At 51.8% G+C, this 17,724-nt stretch carries 21 protein-coding genes; 6 read left to right on the top strand and 15 right to left on the bottom strand.

What is annotated here, in order from left to right; translation table 11 throughout:
- The first annotated feature begins 305 nt into the window (after window positions 1–305).
- The 3 genes from ACMGGU_RS03670 (at window position 306) to ACMGGU_RS03680 (ending at window position 2,136) form a co-directional block, all read left to right on the top strand.
- Entirely contained in the window at window positions 306–620 is a 315-nt protein-coding gene (locus ACMGGU_RS03670; RefSeq protein WP_048226003.1) for a cupin domain-containing protein, read from the top strand.
- 235 nt (window positions 621–855) lie between these two features.
- Window positions 856–1,545, top strand: coding sequence for a DUF2625 family protein (locus ACMGGU_RS03675; protein WP_353142786.1), 690 nt, complete (start codon window positions 856–858; stop codon window positions 1,543–1,545).
- A 60-nt stretch (window positions 1,546–1,605) separates the two neighbouring features.
- Entirely contained in the window at window positions 1,606–2,136 is a 531-nt protein-coding gene (locus tag ACMGGU_RS03680) for a tetratricopeptide repeat protein (protein WP_053073527.1), read from the top strand.
- A gap of 208 nt (window positions 2,137–2,344) precedes the next feature.
- Here the strand turns inward: ACMGGU_RS03680 and ACMGGU_RS03685 are convergent, their stop codons facing one another.
- From ACMGGU_RS03685 to ACMGGU_RS03705, 5 genes are all read right to left on the bottom strand, one after another.
- Complete coding sequence (locus tag ACMGGU_RS03685; protein WP_262796896.1) at window positions 2,345–2,848, bottom strand: DUF2569 domain-containing protein; 504 nt, start codon at window positions 2,846–2,848, stop codon at window positions 2,345–2,347.
- Between the two features lie 281 nt (window positions 2,849–3,129).
- The gene (locus tag ACMGGU_RS03690) at window positions 3,130–3,720 is read right to left on the bottom strand and encodes a hypothetical protein (protein ID WP_048026907.1); all 591 of its coding nucleotides are present in this window, start codon (window positions 3,718–3,720) and stop codon (window positions 3,130–3,132) included.
- Between the two features lie 110 nt (window positions 3,721–3,830).
- The gene (locus ACMGGU_RS03695) at window positions 3,831–4,241 is read right to left on the bottom strand and encodes an immunity 63 family protein (protein ID WP_262796898.1); all 411 of its coding nucleotides are present in this window, start codon (window positions 4,239–4,241) and stop codon (window positions 3,831–3,833) included.
- Between the two features lie 69 nt (window positions 4,242–4,310).
- Complete coding sequence (locus ACMGGU_RS03700; protein ID WP_262796899.1) at window positions 4,311–4,730, bottom strand: helix-turn-helix domain-containing protein; 420 nt, start codon at window positions 4,728–4,730, stop codon at window positions 4,311–4,313.
- The gene (locus tag ACMGGU_RS03705) at window positions 4,727–5,038 is read right to left on the bottom strand and encodes a type II toxin-antitoxin system HigB family toxin (protein ID WP_262796900.1); all 312 of its coding nucleotides are present in this window, start codon (window positions 5,036–5,038) and stop codon (window positions 4,727–4,729) included. The genes ACMGGU_RS03700 and ACMGGU_RS03705 overlap by 4 nt, the downstream gene beginning before the upstream one ends.
- 385 nt (window positions 5,039–5,423) lie before the next feature.
- On the opposite strand from ACMGGU_RS03705, the gene ACMGGU_RS03710 reads away from it, so the two are divergent.
- Window positions 5,424–6,077, top strand: coding sequence for a LysE family translocator (locus tag ACMGGU_RS03710; RefSeq protein ID WP_248220914.1), 654 nt, complete (start codon window positions 5,424–5,426; stop codon window positions 6,075–6,077).
- Between the two features lie 155 nt (window positions 6,078–6,232).
- On the opposite strand, the gene ACMGGU_RS03715 is transcribed toward ACMGGU_RS03710, so the two are convergent.
- From ACMGGU_RS03715 to ACMGGU_RS03760, 10 genes are all read right to left on the bottom strand, one after another.
- Window positions 6,233–6,775 (bottom strand): DUF3916 domain-containing protein, encoded by a 543-nt coding sequence (locus ACMGGU_RS03715; protein ID WP_420300257.1) that lies wholly within the window; start codon window positions 6,773–6,775, stop codon window positions 6,233–6,235.
- Between the two features lie 235 nt (window positions 6,776–7,010).
- Entirely contained in the window at window positions 7,011–7,466 is a 456-nt protein-coding gene (locus ACMGGU_RS03720) for a hypothetical protein (RefSeq protein ID WP_420300258.1), read from the bottom strand.
- Between the two features lie 232 nt (window positions 7,467–7,698).
- Window positions 7,699–8,730 carry a C45 family autoproteolytic acyltransferase/hydolase gene (locus ACMGGU_RS03725; protein WP_252077454.1) on the bottom strand — a complete coding sequence of 344 codons (1,032 nt, stop codon included), beginning with the start codon at window positions 8,728–8,730 and terminating at the stop codon, window positions 7,699–7,701.
- 21 nt (window positions 8,731–8,751) lie between these two features.
- Window positions 8,752–9,474, bottom strand: coding sequence for a glutamine ABC transporter ATP-binding protein GlnQ (gene glnQ / locus ACMGGU_RS03730; RefSeq protein ID WP_262796935.1), 723 nt, complete (start codon window positions 9,472–9,474; stop codon window positions 8,752–8,754).
- Window positions 9,475–9,476: 2 nt separating this feature from the next.
- Entirely contained in the window at window positions 9,477–10,133 is a 657-nt protein-coding gene (gene glnP / locus ACMGGU_RS03735) for a glutamine ABC transporter permease GlnP (protein ID WP_024906945.1), read from the bottom strand.
- A gap of 50 nt (window positions 10,134–10,183) precedes the next feature.
- The gene (gene glnH, locus ACMGGU_RS03740; RefSeq protein ID WP_045909654.1) at window positions 10,184–10,936 is read right to left on the bottom strand and encodes a glutamine ABC transporter substrate-binding protein GlnH; all 753 of its coding nucleotides are present in this window, start codon (window positions 10,934–10,936) and stop codon (window positions 10,184–10,186) included.
- A gap of 125 nt (window positions 10,937–11,061) precedes the next feature.
- Entirely contained in the window at window positions 11,062–11,616 is a 555-nt protein-coding gene (locus tag ACMGGU_RS03745) for a carboxymuconolactone decarboxylase family protein (RefSeq protein ID WP_420300259.1), read from the bottom strand.
- Window positions 11,613–12,941, bottom strand: coding sequence for an aspartate aminotransferase family protein (locus tag ACMGGU_RS03750; protein WP_252073946.1), 1,329 nt, complete (start codon window positions 12,939–12,941; stop codon window positions 11,613–11,615). Before ACMGGU_RS03750 ends, ACMGGU_RS03745 begins: the two co-directional genes overlap by 4 nt.
- Before the next feature lie 127 nt (window positions 12,942–13,068).
- On the bottom strand, window positions 13,069–13,926 hold the full coding sequence (locus tag ACMGGU_RS03755) for a MurR/RpiR family transcriptional regulator (protein WP_048026913.1): 858 nt from the start codon (window positions 13,924–13,926) through the stop codon (window positions 13,069–13,071).
- Between the two features lie 332 nt (window positions 13,927–14,258).
- Window positions 14,259–15,140: a LysR family transcriptional regulator gene (locus tag ACMGGU_RS03760; RefSeq protein ID WP_420300260.1), complete on the bottom strand. Its 882-nt coding sequence runs from the start codon at window positions 15,138–15,140 to the stop codon at window positions 14,259–14,261.
- 105 nt (window positions 15,141–15,245) lie between these two features.
- On the opposite strand from ACMGGU_RS03760, the gene budA reads away from it, so the two are divergent.
- Both budA and alsS read left to right on the top strand, forming a co-directional pair.
- The gene (gene budA, locus ACMGGU_RS03765; protein ID WP_086374961.1) at window positions 15,246–16,025 is read left to right on the top strand and encodes an acetolactate decarboxylase; all 780 of its coding nucleotides are present in this window, start codon (window positions 15,246–15,248) and stop codon (window positions 16,023–16,025) included.
- Window positions 15,997–17,718 (top strand): acetolactate synthase AlsS, encoded by a 1,722-nt coding sequence (gene alsS / locus ACMGGU_RS03770; RefSeq protein WP_420300261.1) that lies wholly within the window; start codon window positions 15,997–15,999, stop codon window positions 17,716–17,718. Before budA ends, alsS begins: the two co-directional genes overlap by 29 nt.
- Window positions 17,719–17,724: the final 6 nt, after the last annotated feature.

Consider the following 17,724-nt stretch of genomic DNA (forward strand, 5'->3'; position numbering starts at 1 on the left):
CGGCCGCTGTTTTTCCGTTCGGCAAAGTAATGGGCAAGCGTGGCTGTGGGGCGAAAGAGAAGGAAGATGATAGATGGGAATGTAAATGTCCACTTTGTGCCATAAGCTAACGCGATTAACCCATCGGCCTGTTGATTAGCAGGGTTCGCTCAGGTCAGATTGCTGCATCTTATCCTTCATAAAATAAGAGTGTATTGAGGAAGGGTATAGCGACGAATTCGACTTCTTTTTCCATATTTGTTCTATAACGTCAGGGAACTTATATGGCATAAGAGCATTACACGAATAGTAAAAGGAATGACGTTATGTCGCTTTATGACCTCAGAACTGAAGCGTATGCATTACCGGAGGCCTGGCACTCCCATGTATTAGGCCGCATTGGCACAGCTAACCTCAAAGTTTTACGCATGGATGAGCGCTCAGTCATTGAAGAGGTACATGAGTATGACGAGGGGTTGCTGGTCATTGATGGACGTCTGGAGCTGAGTGTGAATGGTAAAAAAATCTCTGTATCGTCTGGTCAGCTTTATGTAGCCAAAGCGGGTATTCCTCATACTGTAGAAACAGGCAGTTTTGGAATACTGGTTATCATTGATTTGCCCGAGACGAACATTGCTTGAAGAGAGTAGATCCGCTTCTCGCTCACCTTATTTCTTTAAGCAGCTAAAATGAATATAGCCTGCTCTCTATTGATTACAACACCTCAATGTTAGTCATGTAGTTGAGAGAGTTGCGAACGTGCGCTGCTCGCTGATTGCGGTCGTTGCCGACCAGATTCTCTGATTTCATGCTCATGTTATCGGTTGAGCGTCCGATTAATGATGTAAAATAGCGTAGTTTGAATGAGGATAAAGGATGAGGGAACTAGCTGAATTAATCGATCAGAAGAGATCTGGCTGGCATTCAGTGAAACAATGGCTGCAAGAAGCAATCAATAGCTATGAAGTCTTACCTTGTAACCTGGCGCAAGCACGCGCTGATTTACATCAGCTTCAGATAACAACTTTCTCTCCGCTTGGTGCTATTTTATATGAAACGGGAGGAATACTCATAGATAATGGTTGGTTGCGAATTTTAGGGTCTGGTCACACCAGGCTGTCAAGAACTCTAGCTTCATGGACGCATTTGTTAACAGCTGAACTGACATTTCAGGCATTATTAATTGCTGATGATGCATCCGGAGGTTTTTTTGCACTTAACGGGGGCGGATTAGGTAAAGATCTCGGTGGAATATATTATCTTGCACCGGATACTCTTGAATGGGAGAGCCTCGATACCAACTATTCGGGTTTTCTGCATTGGGCGCTTTGCGGAGATTTGGATTTATTCTATAAAAACGTACGTTGGACAGGTTGGCGCGAAGAAACGGCCTCAATGAATTGTGACCTGGTTTATTCTTTCTATCCTTTTCTCTGGACCGAACAGCAGTTGTCTATAGAAAATCGTTCGCGGGTTACTGTGCCTGTTGAAAAGCACTGGGCACTTTGCCTGGATTTACAACATCAATTAACCGACATGCAGAGCGACGATTTGCTTCCTCCTTGATTTTATATAAATGATTTTTATTGAATGAGTAAGTTGATTTAAACCTAAATGGAACGAGAAATGGGAAAAATAACTTGCATGCTTTTTATTACTCTGGTGTTAACTTCTTGCACTGTCAAGAAAAATAACCAGGGTGATATAAGTCCTGAACTGCAAAATAAAATGGGCGTTATGTACGCGAAAGGACTAGGTGTTGAGGCGGATTACCATAAAGCTTTTGAATTTTATATGAAATCAGCTCTTCGAAATTATGCTCAAGCCCAAAATAATGTGGCATTTTGTTATGTTTCTGGGCAAGGGGTTAAAAAAGATTATTCAAAAGCGATGGAGTGGTATTTAAAAGCCGCACAACAAAACCATGCTGAAGCTCAAAATAACATTGGCGTCATGTATGAAAAAGCAGAGGGTATACCGCAAGATTATGCTCAGGCTATGAAGTGGTATCTTAAAGCGGCCAGTAACGGTAATGCCAATGCTAAAAAAAATATTGGAAATCTTTATTACTACGGGAAAGGAGTGCCGCAAGATTATGCAAAAGCTATGGAGTGGTATGAAAGCATTAAAAACACTGATATTTACTTACCAGAGTGATAAGCCTCCCCATGCAGTTTGCTTAGATGGATATAGTTTCAGTTATTGAGGTATGTCCTTTCTTTGCTTAAAGCGGACCTTGCCCGCTTTTCTGCCCTTTCCCTATCATGAGCGGAGGGCGATAACCTCCGCTCAGTTTTGATGTCGGGACGTTGAACAATAGAGCTCTGCATGCACAGGTATCATATGATGAAACCACTCGTGCTTTTTAACGGATAAACGTTCTTTTTACACGAACAGAGGTTATGAAATAGGGAATCCAAATTAAAGCCGAAATCACGTTTCTAAAAATAGGTACAAGTTCATTATAGCCAATCTCAGCGCCAGGAATTAATATGTAAAGCAAGTAGGCATTAAATGACATTGTCGTCACGATTGATATTAAAAACAAGATATAAAGCTTTGGTAGCGATTTCTTCTTTCTTAGGAAAAATGAAAAAACAGTGACTGTAAAAAGAAATTCACCAATATAAATAACCATGGAAACTATGAAGAAAATTTTTGCATTTGCAGTCAGGTGCCAATAATTCTCTATCGTAAATTTAAATGCATCTGTCATTGCAAAAAGATAGGAAGCAGCAGTAACCACTAATCCTATAAGGGGTAAAAAAAGAAAACCTCCAATTTTCCTGAATTTTTTATCTTCACAACTGTCGCAAAACTCTCTGTCCTGAGGTATTTCGACCCCACACTTTATGCATCCCCATTCCATATATGGACCTTTGAAGTATTTTATAATTTACAATAGATTAAACGAAGTCTATTACAAACGCAACTGACTGATAAATAAGTATGCTGTGCAGGTGACTTTTTCGAGTAAATTTGTGTTAAGGGGAGATTCCCGTAGCACAGATATTCATTCTAAGTCCCTACCAGGGACCGCGCTTTGCTAATAACGGTTCCTCAAACATTTCTTCCCGACAGTTCCCGACCGGAAACGAATATTTAAAGTAAAGTGCTAACACTGAACACCATAAGGTTCTCTGTTGCACTTCAGTCCAGCTTCTCGATATTCATCCTAACCGCTTTCAGCGTTCTCCTGCGGATCCAGCCGCTGCCCGCCCGTATTACCAGCCAGTAAGCCGCCATCCTGAGCCGGGTGCTTCTGTCCGGGCAAAAGACGAACGTTTCCGTACTGAGTTCATGCTGGTCTGGTGCCAGTTCCTTTACCTGGTAGCGCAGCAACAGTATCGCGCTGCCCGGCACGGCAGGCGTCTGAAACGCGCTGGCATCCGACACGCTTTCCAGACCGAAATCTGCACGCCAGAATTGCCCTCTTAAGCCATAGCAAAGCTCCGATGCTGAATCTTTCAAAAGGGTAAAACTGTGCAGACCAAAGTTGCTGATTGAGTCAGCCTGCTGAACGCGCAGAAGTTTTTGCGGTAATTGCCGCAAAGCCATCAACCGACGAATCACAGCGTCTTGCCGGACGTCAAAGTTGGCAATCAACGGCAGAATATGTTCAGGGTGCGCAGTATGAATGACCGTTCGGTGTTTTTCATGAAACTGGAACTGAGGTAAAAAAGCGGGGACATCCTGCCACTGAGCAAGCGCTTTGCGGGTTACGAATCCAGGATTCAGCATTTCTCTTCCTTGTCATCCCTTGAGTGCAGCCAGAGTATCAGATGGCGTGCTGCAGGCAATCACCAGGAAAAGAGAGGGGGATAGGCAGTAAATGTAACGAGCCGGTTGGGTTAACGATGTTCGCTTCTTTGCGAATGGAGAAGCTGAGTGATTTCTTTGCGCTTTCTTGTTGCCCATTCGGGCTTGATTGAGAGCATTAAACTGTATTCCTTTCTGAAATAAACCTCTCTGAATTCCCGTTCAGATGAATGTTTTGCTGCATAGGTTGAGGCCAGCCCCGCCACGGCACTATCCACAAACCAATAAAGAATTTCATCGTCACTGAGCGTTACTTTTCGCTGTATTTCAAGACCCCTTTCACTGATGATAAAATGATATTCTTTCCCATGAATTTCCAGATAGGGAGTTGCAACCCCATCAGGTTGGTCAGGGATAAAGAAGTAATGATTTGGTCTTGTGCCTCCCCCAAGTTGCTCACCTATTTTTAGAAGCTCGTTTCGTAGTTCTTCTATCGTTTTCATCAGCATTCCTTTGTTCTTTTATGTGAACCACTCTTTATCGCAGAATGGGTGCATAGAGTCTGCTCGCGATCACTTCCCCACAAACGCACTCACAGGCAAACCGAAACGCTTCGCCAGCGCCCGCATATGATCCAGGGTCAATGTGCGCTGTCCATTAAGGATCCGACTCACCAGAGACTTCTTACCAATCTCATTCTCGAAATCGCTCTGAGTGAGTTGGTACTGATCCATCAACGTTCGTAATAACGCAACGCCTGACGGAATGCGGGCAACACGCGCGTTAAATTCTGCAAACTCCGGAGACTCGTTTTCGTATTTATCGATTTTCGCGGTAAGCATCTCTACCAGCGGGCTATCGGGGTCGTGCTCAATAAGATGTTCCACCATCGCCAGAGCATCCTCGTAATCTTGTTGCGACGGGCTTGAACCCAGGAAGGGAAGCTCGTTAGTCAGCTCGTTTGCCGCTTTGATGGCTGCTGCATAATTCATTCTTTCGTTCTCCGGTAGTGGTCCGTGAGCTTGTCATACTCTGCGTGCGTGCTGATGTGTTTAATGAAGATCTTTCCCCGCTCAAAATCAGCAAAAAATATTATTCTTAAATGTCCGCCACCTACATCAATGACCCACCATTTTTCCCGGTATTTCATCCGGTCCAGGCTGGGAAAGCGCTTTCGCATGTCGCCTGGTGACGAGTAGTGTTCCTTCTTTAGTACCCGGTAAAGATCGTCCAGGGCGAGTGCTTGATTGGGAAAATGTCTGGTCGCCGTATCGAAAGGCGCTCTTGAGACTACGTGCATCCATGCCCCTTGTTTCCAGGATGGAAACATTATAGGTGGTGATTGGTGAGTTGACAATGTGGAAACTACTATGGGAGTGCAGTTTCTACATGCCCGTGATTACGGCGCTCATTTAATGAGTGCGAATACTTTAAGAGGTGGTGGTGAGAGATTAAAGTGGATGGTATGGCTCGGTTTTGGGTATTTGTTTGATTTGCGTAGCGTATTCAGAGATTGTTTGCTGAAAAGGAGTCTGGTGGAGGTTAGTTTTACTAAAAATATCTTATGGAAGTGTGCGAAAGATGAGTCCGCTTTGTGCCAGCAGCAGACGCTGCAGTATATTCCACTTTCGGCTCGAATCGGACTGAGGTAACGTAGCAGAAATATTTATCCGGACTCAACCAAGATGCCTTCCATCGAAACGTTTATCACTTTTCTTCTCGCGCTGACGCTTCTGGAGATTTCTCCGGGGCCAGACATGATGCTAACTATCGCCAGAGGCGTCGGTCAGGGAAGACGTATTGCACTGTTTACGGTACTGGGTAATGTATTTGTAGCGGGTTTTGTGCAGGTTTCTTTTCTTGTCCTGGGGCTGGTAGCCGTTGTTCATGCCTGGCCGGTTGCACTAGATCTGTTAAGGTGGGCTGGTGCGGCTTATCTGATGTGGCTGGGCATAAAAATGATTGCGATTTCAGGCACAGATACGCGGTTGCGAAAAACGGCCAAAATTTCTGACTGGAGTGCCGTTAAGGAAGGCGCCCTGAACAGCCTGACTAACCCAAAATCCCTGCTGTTCATGTTTGCTTTTCTTCCTCAGTTTGTCGATCCTGCTGCGGGTCCTGTCTGGCTGCAATTGCTTGTTCTGGGAAGTATCCAGAAGCTGGCAGGAATTATTTCCCTGGGGTCAGTCGCGATGGCATCAGGGACATTTGGAAACTGGCTAAGTAAACACCCTGGCTTTATCAAATGGCAAGAACGATTTACAGGCGTTGTCATGATAGGCCTCGGTATCCGCATGTTGTTAAGCGGGTCTGGTGTCGTATCGAAATCTTCCAGCTAAGTTCTACCGAAAGGGTAAACCCAGTGACAGCTCTTTGCTCACAGATGACCTAACTGCGCTTCAAGCGGTCTTCTTCGTGCCAAGGGCGGACGTTAGACAAAAGTAGTGGCCCTTTTTATAAGTGCCTTATTTTTAATCAAATGAAAGCAACCCCCTCAAGTCACCTGACCATAATACCAGCGTTCCCCCGTAAACCACTCATCACGGTCCTCACTTCCATAATATTCGAGAGTGATACCGATTTCCTGTATGTTAGTAGGAAGAACGAGCCCCCACTCAGCTGCAAGGCTACGATCTTTGATCAAAGCTGAAGCACCATTTTCAGAAAGATCTTCAGCTATAAAGCCTTGAAAATATTCTTCAGAACGATAAAGACAGACCTCACTTGTAAACATATCAGGAAGACATACGACAGCGGTAATTCGAGGACTGTAATTCATACCAGCAGTAGCCGTTATGAGGTTTGAACATGCATTAATCAAAGCTTGCGCACAAGCCGCTTTGGTTTTAAGCGTGCTACATTTCCCCTCAACGATATTAATGTCTACTGGAATTTTAAAATTCCAGTAATGCTCATCTTCTGAGAAAATGCTACGTTCAGGGTTGTGAAAAGTACTAGCCCAACGGTTAAGAGCTTTGATGCGTCGGGGAATATTTCTGATTTTGGTTCGATAGTCTCTGTTAAGTCGTCTACTCATGAATACTTTAATTTTAGCTCGTCAAACAGTTCGAATTGTGTCCCTATACAAGAACATTCTATCCTAATTTGTTTAGCTTATCGTTATGCATGTAATCTAACGCACCGCAATCGGCTTGCGAGAAATTATGTCCGCTGTTCGCTCCTAACGGACATTCAACAAACAACGCTATTCTTTTAGTAAGGCCAAAGCCCTGCTTTTTATCCTGCAGAATTCCGGCCTTCCATCACCCGACTCAGTGCGCCGTGATATAAGGCTCCTTCACAAACTCCGCCAGCAGCCAGACCATATCATGCAGCAGCCCGGTCAGTTCTTTCGCCACGTTTACAGAGAGCGTCCCGCCCATCACCGCCAGCGTTAACGCTACGGCATAATCCACTTGCAACGTCGTCTCTTGCCAGCAGTCCGGCACGCAGGAAGCAATCTTTTCCCCCGCAATAAGCTGTTCAACCAGATACGGCGGAAGTTCCGAGTCACAGCACTCTCGCAGCCGTTTGAGCGCAGCCAGCAATTGCTTGCAAAGCGCGGCAAACGTCACTGCATCGTCAGTTTCCACCAGTACGCTTACGTAAGCGGCGCAGGCATCGGCCAGTTCGAAGAGATCCGCAGAATCGGAAATGGGGTGGGTGATGAGCTGATGAACAGCGCTTTCCTCAGAAAGCGCGTTGGAAAATTCAGGGGTAGTCGCCATTTAGCATCCTCTTTGTCCAAAAAATGTCATGTTATGCTAACGGGTTCCTACGCCCGGTTACGGATGTGCCGCAACGCAGGCACTTTACGGCGGTGAAAAAAGGAAGGAAAGGGGATGCCCCTGAATTACATAAGGTTGCTTACAGGTTTGCGAGGCGGCTTCCAGAAGGGCATTGCCGGGTGGCGGCTACGCCTGACCCGGCCTACAAAAATCACAGCCCTGTAGGCCCGCGCTAGCGCAGCGCCGCCGGGCATTCCTGCTGTAAAACGGGTTTTTGCCGATCGTGTGTGAATATCTGCCATTTTATCTGCGACGTACTCAGGGTAAAAATGGCCGTGGCCAGCGTGTTCTCTTCATCCGGGTCGTGTGGCGAGAGACGATAAATCGGGAGCGCAGGATCATGCTGGTCTGAAAGAATCCCCAGAACCGCTGCACCATCAAGGTGAGATTGCGTCTCCAGCCAGGCGTTAAGCCGCTGCTGGCGTGACCGGGAGCTGTCAGTGATCACCTGCTCAACCGCATCAAGCTGAGGGTGGATAAGGTGATTAGCATGGGCGAAAACGTCCCGCAGCGGCGTGACGGAACAGCCTGTTCCCGTCGCCTCCACGCTAAACAGCCGGCTGTCTCCCATTTGTCCCAGCGTATGATGAAAGGCTCCGGCGCGTGGTGATGAGGTCAGTATAGTGATAGCTTCATCCAGGCTGGCGGCATTCAGCGCAGCGCGGGCAAGTATCTGGCGCGGCATGCCGTCCGGACGGTGCAAAGCGCGTATGTTATTCACCGTATTCACCACGCCCTTTTCGTTTACGGCGAAGGTGTGTCCGCAAATTGATCCCGGATAAGCGAAACTGGTGAACGCCAGGCTATCATCCGGAGTGATGCTGACGATGGCGCAGTCATTGCGAAGCTGCGGGAAACCGTCTTCATTATGCGCGATAATCAGCTCTCCCTCCGCGGTGCTTCCCGCTACCGTGGTGCAGCCATCAGAGGTTGAGCGCACCAGATCGCCGCGGCAGTTCCAGGCAAACACCTCATCAAACGGTGCATCCAGACCCTCGGCCAATCCCTCCAGCTCCTGCCAGATCAGGGGATACTGAGACTGGACCCGCGAGCGCATGCTCCGGGTCTGTTCTGCGTCTTTCATGGCGGTAACGGTTTGCCACAATGCCGTTTGCGTCAGTTTTGCATGCCAGGCCTCGCGTCCGAACGCGCCAAGCGCCTGACCTACTGCAAAAGCGGAACCACGAATGTCGATTTTTTTCATAGTGTTATCATTCACTTCTGTTCAGGATACGTGTTGCAAAAATTCTTTCAGGCGGGGATTGCGACTGCTATTCAGCAGCATATCAGGTGGACCATCTTCGGCAATGGTACCGCCATCAATAAAAATGAGCCGGGATGCCACATCGCGGGCGAAGCCGATTTCATGGGTCACAATCATCATGGTCATGCCTTCTTCGGCCAGCGAGCGCATGACTTTCAGCACCTCATGCCGTAATTCGGGGTCCAGCGCTGAGGTCGGCTCATCGAACAGCATCATTTTCGGTTTCACCGCCAGGGCTCTGGCGATGGCCACGCGTTGCTGCTGACCGCCAGAGAGCTCTGATGGGTAGTGACTGGCGCGTTCGCGTAAGCCAACGCGGTCCAGCAGCGCCAGTGCCTGTTCCCGCGCGGCGGCTTTGCTCTGTTTGCGTACGCGAACCGGACCAAACATCACATTCTCCAGCGCCGTCAGATGGGGGAACAGATGAAACTGCTGAAACACCATCCCGGCTTCACGGCGGATATCACATTCGTTAGCGTGAGGATCGGTAATATGCATTCCCGCTACCAGCAGCGTGCCGGAGGAAATTTCCTCCAGCTTGTTAATGCAGCGCAGCAGCGTCGATTTGCCCGAACCGGAAGGGCCGATGATCACCACGACTTCGCCAGCGTCAATTTTTAAATTGATGTCGTGCAGCACCTGAGTGGCGCCGAAATTTTTCGACACTGCGCTAAATTCAACCATGCTCATAAAATATGGATCCTCTTCTCCAGTTGCTTCAGCAGGAAACTCAGGCACAGCGTCACCAGCAGGTAAATCATTGCCACTGCGGTCCAGACTTCCAGCGCGCGGAAATTACCGGCAATAATTTCTTGCCCCTGACGAGTCAATTCCGCCACACCAATCACAATAAACAGCGAGGTGTCTTTAATACTGATAATCCACTGATTACCCAACGCAGGGATCATACGGCGTAATGCCAGCGGCATAATGACATGCCATAGCGTGCTGCGCTGGGATAATCCCATTGCCAGGCTGGCCTCTCTAAAACCTTTATTAATCGAGAGGATCGCTCCACGGGTGATTTCTGCAATATAAGCACCCGAGTTAATCACAATGGTCGTAATGGCCGCCGTTACCGGGTCGATATGAATCGGTAACACCATGGGGAGTGCGAAGTAAATAAACATCACTTGCACCATAATAGGCGTTCCGCGGATTAACTCGACAAAAACTAACGAGACTGTTTTTGATATTTTCCCTCCAAGCGCCCGGCAGGTTCCGGCCAGCAGGCCAATAACAAAACCACCCAATAAACCTGATAATGAAATAATCAGCGTCAGCTGTAGTCCTTGCAACAGCAGCGGCAGGGACTCCCAAATATATTTACTGTCGAAATTCATATGTTACCCGTTAAGATGCAACGAGGTCGGATCGCTCCGACCTGGCGGGATTATTTTGGCTGTTTAGCAAACCACTTCACGTAAATCTTGTTGTAAGTTCCGTCCGCACGTAACGCCTGCAGTGCGGCGTTGATCTTCGGCGTCAGGCTACTGTTCTTCTGCATCGCAAAACCGTAGTGCTGCGGCAGAATGCTGTCAGTCTCGCCGGTCGATTTCACTTTGCCATCACCCGCCGTTTTTACGTAATAGAGCACGTTGGGGGAATCATGTACCACGGCATCAAGGTTACCTGCCTGCAAATCAAGATAGGCGTTGTCGATATTCGGGAATTCAACATAGTTCGCCTTATATTTGCTTTTCATAAAGCTGGCCGCCGCCGTTCCCTGCTTTAATCCCACTTTCTTTCCTGCTAAATCGCTGAATTTAGTAATGGTATTATCGCTGCTTTTCACTGCCATTAATAAATCAGCATCATAATAACCGTCGCTGAAATCGACGACCTGTTTACGCGCGTCGGTAATCGTAATGCCCGCCATGGCGACATCCAGATTACGTGATTGCAAACCCGGAATCAGTCCCCCGAAGTCCATCGGGCGTAATTCGTAGCTGACATCCATTTTTTTGGCGATGGCATCCCACAAATCAATATCAAAGCCGACGTATTTATCGCCTTGTTTAAATTCAAAGGGGACAAAGGCGGTATCCACGCCAACCGTTAATTTATCCTGCGCTTGTGCCACAAAACTGGCGGAGCAAGCGACCAGCGCTAACGTAACTTTTAATTTAGTTAATAATCCAGACATGATAACCCTCGGCGTCAGTGAAGTAGCGTGCATGAATGTCACCCGGCGAAATACATCGGCGGGGTGGGGAAATAAAATGTTGATATGCAGGGCGCACTTTCATGCGCCAAATTTAAAGCGAAAGCTTATGCGGGAATAATCTCATCCCGGGTGTCGGGTACCGGCGTCTGCGCGCCGTTCATTACCATTGAGAGAAAACTGTAATAGCCATTGATGCCGATCAGGTCCACCACGCCTTTCTCGCCCCACAGCGCGATAGCGTGCTGCCAGGTGGCATCGCTGACCTTCTGCTGCTCCTGCAATTCCTTGCAAAAGTGATAGACCGCCCTTTCATCCGGCAGCAGATCCTCTGGAAGACGCTTTTCATTAATCGCCTGCACCGCCGCGGCAGATATACCTTTCTCGCGCGCTATCGGCGCATGAATCGCCCACTCCACAGGCTGCGACCAATGACGCGCGGTCATCAAAATCGCCAGTTCAGACAGGCGCTGCCCCAGTGCGCTGCGATAACGCAGGTATTCCCCCATGCGTTGTGCATGCGCCATAAGCTCTGGGCTGCGCAGCAGCGGCTCGAAAGGTGGCAGCAGCGCACCGCGGGGCCCGTTGATTATCTCTTCGGCCAACGCGCGCTGCTGGTCGTCCCACTCATGCTCCGCCAGCGTCGGTAAACGATTGATCATAATTTGCTGGTCTCTTCGCGAATCACGGTGTTCAGCGTGTCTACCACAAAGTCGAGCTGGCCAGGCGTGACAATAAACGGTGGTGCGATCAGGATATGGTCGCCATACTGCCCGTCAATGGTTCCACCCATTGGATAGACCATCAGCCCACGTGACATACAGTTTGCTTTGATGGCTGCATGCAGCTTCAGGGCAGGATCGAAGGGGGCTTTGCTCTCTTTATCGCGTACCAGCTCAACGCCCGCAAACAAGCCGCGTCCACGCGTATCACCGACGTGCGGTAATTCCCCCAGCACTTCACGCAATGCGCTGTGCAGGTAATCCCCCTGTTGCCTGACCGCCTGCAGCAAATTGTCACGTGCAATCACCTGCTGCACGGCCAGGGCTGCGGACGCGGCGGTCGCGTGGCAAATGTAGGTGTGCCCGTGCTGAAACAGACCGCTACCGGCCTGCAGGGCTGAGACAATTTTCTCGCTCGCTAATACTGCTCCAATCGGCTGATAGCCGCCCCCCAGCCCTTTCGCGATGGTCACCAAATCCGGCACCACATCATCCTGTTCAAACGCATGCAATGTGCCGGTGCGTCCCATGCCGCACATGACTTCATCCGCGATGTAGAGGATGCCGTATTTATCACACAGGTTGCGTACACCTTTTAGATAGCCCGGGGTAGGCGGGGTGGCGCCGGTGGTGGCCCCCACCACGGTTTCTGCGCAGAAACCAATAATGGTGTCGGGACCGGCCTCAATAATGGCGTGCTCCAGCTCGTTGAGCAGACGCGTGGTGTATTGCTGCTGGGTTTCGTCAGCGCGGCGGTCGCGATACTCATTGCAGGCCGAAACGCGGATCACGTCGATCAACAAGGGAGCAAACTGGCGGCGGCGCCATTCGTTGCCTCCCACCGCGAGCGCGCCAAGGGTATTGCCATGATAGCTCTGCTTGCGGGCGATAAATTTGGTGCGCGACGGCTGGCCGATCTCAACAAAATACTGGCGCGCCAGCTTGAGCGCGGTTTCGACCGCTTCCGAACCGCCCGAAACGAAATAGGCATAGTTAAGATCGCCAGGCGCCGTGCGCGTCAGCTGTTCAGCAAGCTGCTCAACGGTGTCGCTGGTAAAAAAACTGGTATGGGCATAGGCCAGTTGATCGATCTGGCGATGCATCGCAGCCAACACGTCAGGATGCGCGTGGCCTAAACAGGAAACGGCGGCGCCACCGCAGGCATCCAGATACTGTTTTCCCTGTGCATCAAAAATGTACGCCCCCTGGGCGCGTACCGCCACGGCGGGCGTGCTGCGTAGACTGCGGTGAATGATATGGGTCATGCTGGTCCTGCTCCTGAATGCGCTGTGCTAATGAAGCGCATCATGCAGGATTCATTTGTATCACGTCAATTCCATTTTGATTCAAATGTATTCTGTTTTCTTATGCCGGATGCAAATGAATTATTTTTCAGGGTTTCCCGGGCACCACATAGGCACCAGAGTTAATAAGATAGCGTTCAGCATTTTCGATTTTATTCACTGCATCTCGACCATGGCGCGCGACCAGCATCGCCAGTAAACACTCTGCCAGCCCCATGCCGGACACCACGGAGGGGAAAAACGACGGGCTGTCGATAGAGAACAGCAGCGTGCAATCGGCAGCCTGGGCTAATGGCGAGACGGGAGAATCCGTGATGGCAACGATCGTCGCGCCTGCCTGCTGGGCCGCGCGCAGGACATCGAGCGACTCACGGGAATAGGGGGCAAAACTGGTGAGTAACAGGCAATCTTGTGCTGTTAATTCGCGGGTGAACACCTCGATGTTGCTTGCCAGACCATCAATTAACGACGCCTGCCGATTGAACAGTCTATAGACATAAAACAGCGACCAGGCGATAGGAAAGCTGGCCCGGAAGCCGCAAATATAGACATTCTCAGCCGCGTCCAGCAGCGATACGGCCTGCTCCATGGCCTGATGGTTCTCATGCTGTGTGAAAGCCAAATTGGCCTGATGCGCCTGAAACACCTCTTCATACAGCTGCGGCTGAGTGCCTTTGGCAATCAGCTTCTCGGCTTTGGATACATATGTATCATTGCGCAGCCCGAGTTCATCGATGAATGCGTCCTTGAGTTCACCCCAGCCGTTGTAGCCTAATCGTTGCGCGAGCCGCAGCAGCGTAGCGGGTTTTACACCGGCTTCACTGGCGAAGGCACGCATCGATAGCACGACCAGTTGATTGGTATTCTGTAGCGAGAACTCGGCAGCACGCTGTAATTCCGCAGACAACTCACTGAATGTACTGACAATATTTTCCCTTGGATTCATAGCAAATAGTCCCGCTGTTTAAGGTTAGCGCCGCTGTTGTCAAGTGACGTTCGATCTTCGCAGACTGAACGGACTCGCGTTGTCCCGGAAACGGATGATGAAAACACAGCGTAAATAAGTCAACGGGGAACTGAACAGGGGTATCAGACGTGCGAAACCATCCTGAACGCCAAAATTGTCCTCTTAAGCCATAGCAGAGAACGATATCTGGAGTTAACGCCGGAGACTGGTATTGCCGGGTGGCGGCTACGCCTTACCCGGCCTACAAAAGAAAAGCGACACGAACCGTAGGCCCGCGCAAGCGCAGCGCCGCCGGGCACTGCGCGCTGCCGTCACCCCTCGCTCAGCATCGTCAAAAACCGCTTCACCGTCCGCGAGCGTTCAAAATGGCGCCAGCAGAGCGCGATGTCGGTATAAAGCTCCGGTGAACTCAGCGTGTGATAGGTGACATTCGGCGGAGATATAGCCGCCATGGATTTCGGCACCAGCGCGAACCCGCCGCCTGCGGAAACCATGCTCAGGGAGGAGGAAAGCTGCGACGACTGCAGCGCGTGCTGCACGTCAATCCCGGCCCGCTCGCAGCAGCCGTGAACCCGGTCGTACAGGCCCGGCGCGACCTCCTGCGGGAACAGCACCACCGGCGTATCCCGAAGCTGCTCTAACGCCAGCGAATCGCACGCCGCCAGCGGATGATCGCGATGCAGCGCCACCACCATCGGCTCCCGGTCGAGGATTTTTAACTCGAACGCCTTGCTGCTCTCGCACGGTAGGCGCACGAAGGCGATATCCAGTTCGCCCTCTGCCAGCATCGTCGTCAGCGACGACATATTGGCTTCCACCTGGTGAACCTGCACCGCCATGTTCTGCACCTGAAACTGGCGAATCAGGGCAAAGATTTTGGGATGAAAAGCGTCGGAGCTGGTGATGCCAATCGACAGGTTGCCGTTCAGCCCGCGCGCGATGCCGCGGGCTTTCTCCAGCGCGGCATCGCTCAGCGCCAGGATCTTGCAGGCGTCCTCGTAGAAGGCTTCTCCCGCTTCGGTCAGCTCCACGCCCCGCGTCAGGCGCCTGAACAGCGGCGTGCCCACTTCCTCTTCGAGCCGTTTGATCTGCTGACTCAGAGGAGGCTGTGAAATACCCAGCGCTTCGGCCGCCCTGGTGAAGTGTCGCTCGCGTGCTACCGCGACAAAATACCGCAGATAACGAAGTTCCATATCTAAAACGTCTCAAACCAGCATGGTTTCTATATTGGAACTCTCTGCTGAATCGGGTCAACATTTATTTAACCTTTCTAAATAAAGTTGAAGAGGACGAGCATGATGGTGCATTCATCTGCCTGCGACTGTGAAGCCAGTCTGTGCGAGACCCTGCGCGGGTTCTCTGCCCAGCATCCTGACAGCGTGATCTATCAGACATCGCTAATGAGCGCCCTGCTAAGCGGCGTGTATGAAGGAGAGACCACCATCGCCGATCTGCTGGCACACGGTGATTTTGGTCTGGGCACCTTCAACGAGCTGGACGGTGAAATGATCGCCTTCAGCAGCCAGGTGTACCAGCTGCGCGCCGACGGCAGCGCCCGGGCCGCGAAGCCGGAGCAAAAAACGCCGTTCGCGGTGATGACCTGGTTCCAGCCGCAGTATCGGATCACCTTCAATGCGCCGGTCAGCCGTCAGCAGATCCACGACGCGATCGACCAGCAGATCCCCTCCGATAACCTGTTCTGCGCGTTGCGCATTGACGGCAACTTCCGCCATGCCCACACCCGCACAGTACCGCGCCAGAAGCCGCCGTACCGCGCGATGACCGACGTGCTGGACGACCAGCCGGTGTTCCGCTTTAACCAGCGTGAAGGGGTGCTGGTCGGGTTCCGCACGCCGCAGCATATGCAGGGCATCAACGTGGCGGGCTACCACGAACATTTCATTACCGACGACCGTCAGGGCGGGGGGCATCTGCTCGACTACCAGCTGGAGAGCGGCGTGCTCACCTTCGGTGAAATTCACAAGTTGATGATCGACCTGCCCGCCGACAGCGCGTTTTTACAGGCCAACCTTCACCCCAGCAATCTGGATGCGGCGATCCGTGCCGTCGAAAACTAACAGGAGAACTACCGTGAACAGTGAGAAACAGTCACGTCAGTGGGCGCACGGCGCCGATTTGGTTGTCGGCCAGCTGGAAGCGCAGTGCGTGAAGCAGGTGTTCGGGATCCCGGGGGCGAAAATCGACAAAGTCTTTGACTCCCTGCTGGACTCCTCTATCGAGATCATTCCGGTGCGTCACGAAGCCAACGCGGCGTTTATGGCGGCGGCGGTAGGGCGTCTGACTGGCAAGGCCGGGGTGGCGCTGGTGACCTCCGGGCCCGGCTGTTCCAACCTGATCACCGGCATTGCCACCGCCAACAGCGAAGGCGACCCGGTGGTGGCGCTGGGCGGGGCAGTGAAGCGGGCGGATAAAGCCAAGCTGGTGCACCAGAGCATGGACACCGTCGCCATGTTCAGCCCGGTCACCAAATACGCCGTGGAGGTGAGTGCGCCGGACGCGATTGCGGAGGTGGTTTCCAACGCGTTTCGCGCCGCCGAGCACGGCAGGCCGGGGGGCGCCTTCGTCAGCCTGCCGCAGGATATTGTCGATCAGCCCGCCACGGGGGCGATTTTACCCGCCAGCGGTCCCGCGCTGATGGGGCCGGCACCGGAATCCGCCATCAACGACGTGGCGAAGCTTATCGAAAAGGCCAAAAATCCAGTCATCCTGCTGGGGCTGATGGCGAGCCAGCCCGCCAACAGCGCGGCGCTGCGCAAGCTGCTGGAGAAAAGCCGTATTCCGGTCACCAGCACCTATCAGGCCGCCGGGGCGGTGAATCAGGAGCACTTCACCCGCTTCGCCGGGCGCGTCGGTCTGTTCAATAACCAGGCGGGTGACCGGCTGCTCCATCTGGCGGATCTGATTATCTGCATCGGCTACAGCCCGGTGGAGTACGAGCCGTCCATGTGGAACAGCGGCGACGCCACGCTGGTGCACATCGATGTGCTGCCAGCCTATGAAGAACGTAACTACGTGCCGGATCTGGAGCTGGTGGGGGACATCGCCGAAACGCTGAATCAGCTCGCTAACCGTATCGACCACAAGCTTGAGCTGAGCCAGCGGGCCTCCGAAATTCTGGTCGATCGCCAGCATCAGCGCGATCTGCTCGATCGTCGCGGCGCCTCGCTTAATCAGTTTGCCCTGCATCCGCTGCGCATCGTGCGGGCCATGCAGGACATCGTCAATAACGACGTGACGCTCACCGTGGATATGGGCAGCTTCCACATCTGGATCGCCCGCTACCTCTACAGCTTCCGGGCGCGTCAGGTGATGATCTCCAACGGTCAGCAGACCATGGGCGTCGCGCTGCCGTGGGCCATTGGCGCGTGGCTGGTCAACCCGAGCCGCAAGGTGGTGTCGGTCTCCGGTGATGGCGGCTTCCTGCAGTCGAGCATGGAGCTGGAAACCGCGGTGCGCCTCAACGCTAACGTGCTGCACATCATCTGGGTGGATAACGGCTACAACATGGTTGCCATTCAGGAAGAGAAAAAATACCAGCGTCTTTCCGGCGTCGAGTTCGGCCCGGTCGATTTCAAAGTCTATGCCGACGCCTTTGGCGCGAAAGGCTTTGCCGTGGAGAGCGCCGACGCGCTCGAACCCACGCTGCGTGCGGCAATGGATGTGGATGGCCCGGCCGTGGTGGCCATTCCCGTTGACTACAGCGATAACCCGCTGCTGATGGGCCAGCTCCATCTCAGCCAGATTTTGTGACTCAAC

It is taken from the genome of Enterobacter sp. BNK-8 (genome assembly GCF_048685095.1).
In the GTDB taxonomy this organism is placed as follows: Bacteria; Pseudomonadota; Gammaproteobacteria; order Enterobacterales; family Enterobacteriaceae; genus Enterobacter; species Enterobacter quasiroggenkampii.

What these genes read in the sequence shown, in the direction of transcription:
- ACMGGU_RS03670 (WP_048226003.1), top strand. Translation starts at nt 306, where the DNA reads ATGTCGCTTTATGACCTCAGAACTGAAGCGTATGCATTACCGGAGGCC.
- ACMGGU_RS03675 (WP_353142786.1), top strand. Translation starts at nt 856, where the DNA reads ATGAGGGAACTAGCTGAATTAATCGATCAGAAGAGATCTGGCTGGCAT.
- ACMGGU_RS03680 (WP_053073527.1), top strand. Translation starts at nt 1,606, where the DNA reads ATGGGAAAAATAACTTGCATGCTTTTTATTACTCTGGTGTTAACTTCT.
- ACMGGU_RS03685 (WP_262796896.1), bottom strand. Translation starts at nt 2,848, where the DNA reads ATGGAATGGGGATGCATAAAGTGTGGGGTCGAAATACCTCAGGACAGA.
- ACMGGU_RS03690 (WP_048026907.1), bottom strand. Translation starts at nt 3,720, where the DNA reads ATGCTGAATCCTGGATTCGTAACCCGCAAAGCGCTTGCTCAGTGGCAG.
- ACMGGU_RS03695 (WP_262796898.1), bottom strand. Translation starts at nt 4,241, where the DNA reads ATGAAAACGATAGAAGAACTACGAAACGAGCTTCTAAAAATAGGTGAG.
- ACMGGU_RS03700 (WP_262796899.1), bottom strand. Translation starts at nt 4,730, where the DNA reads ATGAATTATGCAGCAGCCATCAAAGCGGCAAACGAGCTGACTAACGAG.
- ACMGGU_RS03705 (WP_262796900.1), bottom strand. Translation starts at nt 5,038, where the DNA reads ATGCACGTAGTCTCAAGAGCGCCTTTCGATACGGCGACCAGACATTTT.
- ACMGGU_RS03710 (WP_248220914.1), top strand. Translation starts at nt 5,424, where the DNA reads ATGCCTTCCATCGAAACGTTTATCACTTTTCTTCTCGCGCTGACGCTT.
- ACMGGU_RS03715 (WP_420300257.1), bottom strand. Translation starts at nt 6,775, where the DNA reads ATGAGTAGACGACTTAACAGAGACTATCGAACCAAAATCAGAAATATT.
- ACMGGU_RS03720 (WP_420300258.1), bottom strand. Translation starts at nt 7,466, where the DNA reads ATGGCGACTACCCCTGAATTTTCCAACGCGCTTTCTGAGGAAAGCGCT.
- ACMGGU_RS03725 (WP_252077454.1), bottom strand. Translation starts at nt 8,730, where the DNA reads ATGAAAAAAATCGACATTCGTGGTTCCGCTTTTGCAGTAGGTCAGGCG.
- glnQ (WP_262796935.1), bottom strand. Translation starts at nt 9,474, where the DNA reads ATGGTTGAATTTAGCGCAGTGTCGAAAAATTTCGGCGCCACTCAGGTG.
- glnP (WP_024906945.1), bottom strand. Translation starts at nt 10,133, where the DNA reads ATGAATTTCGACAGTAAATATATTTGGGAGTCCCTGCCGCTGCTGTTG.
- glnH (WP_045909654.1), bottom strand. Translation starts at nt 10,936, where the DNA reads ATGTCTGGATTATTAACTAAATTAAAAGTTACGTTAGCGCTGGTCGCT.
- ACMGGU_RS03745 (WP_420300259.1), bottom strand. Translation starts at nt 11,616, where the DNA reads ATGATCAATCGTTTACCGACGCTGGCGGAGCATGAGTGGGACGACCAG.
- ACMGGU_RS03750 (WP_252073946.1), bottom strand. Translation starts at nt 12,941, where the DNA reads ATGACCCATATCATTCACCGCAGTCTACGCAGCACGCCCGCCGTGGCG.
- ACMGGU_RS03755 (WP_048026913.1), bottom strand. Translation starts at nt 13,926, where the DNA reads ATGAATCCAAGGGAAAATATTGTCAGTACATTCAGTGAGTTGTCTGCG.
- ACMGGU_RS03760 (WP_420300260.1), bottom strand. Translation starts at nt 15,140, where the DNA reads ATGGAACTTCGTTATCTGCGGTATTTTGTCGCGGTAGCACGCGAGCGA.
- budA (WP_086374961.1), top strand. Translation starts at nt 15,246, where the DNA reads ATGGTGCATTCATCTGCCTGCGACTGTGAAGCCAGTCTGTGCGAGACC.
- alsS (WP_420300261.1), top strand. Translation starts at nt 15,997, where the DNA reads ATGCGGCGATCCGTGCCGTCGAAAACTAACAGGAGAACTACCGTGAAC.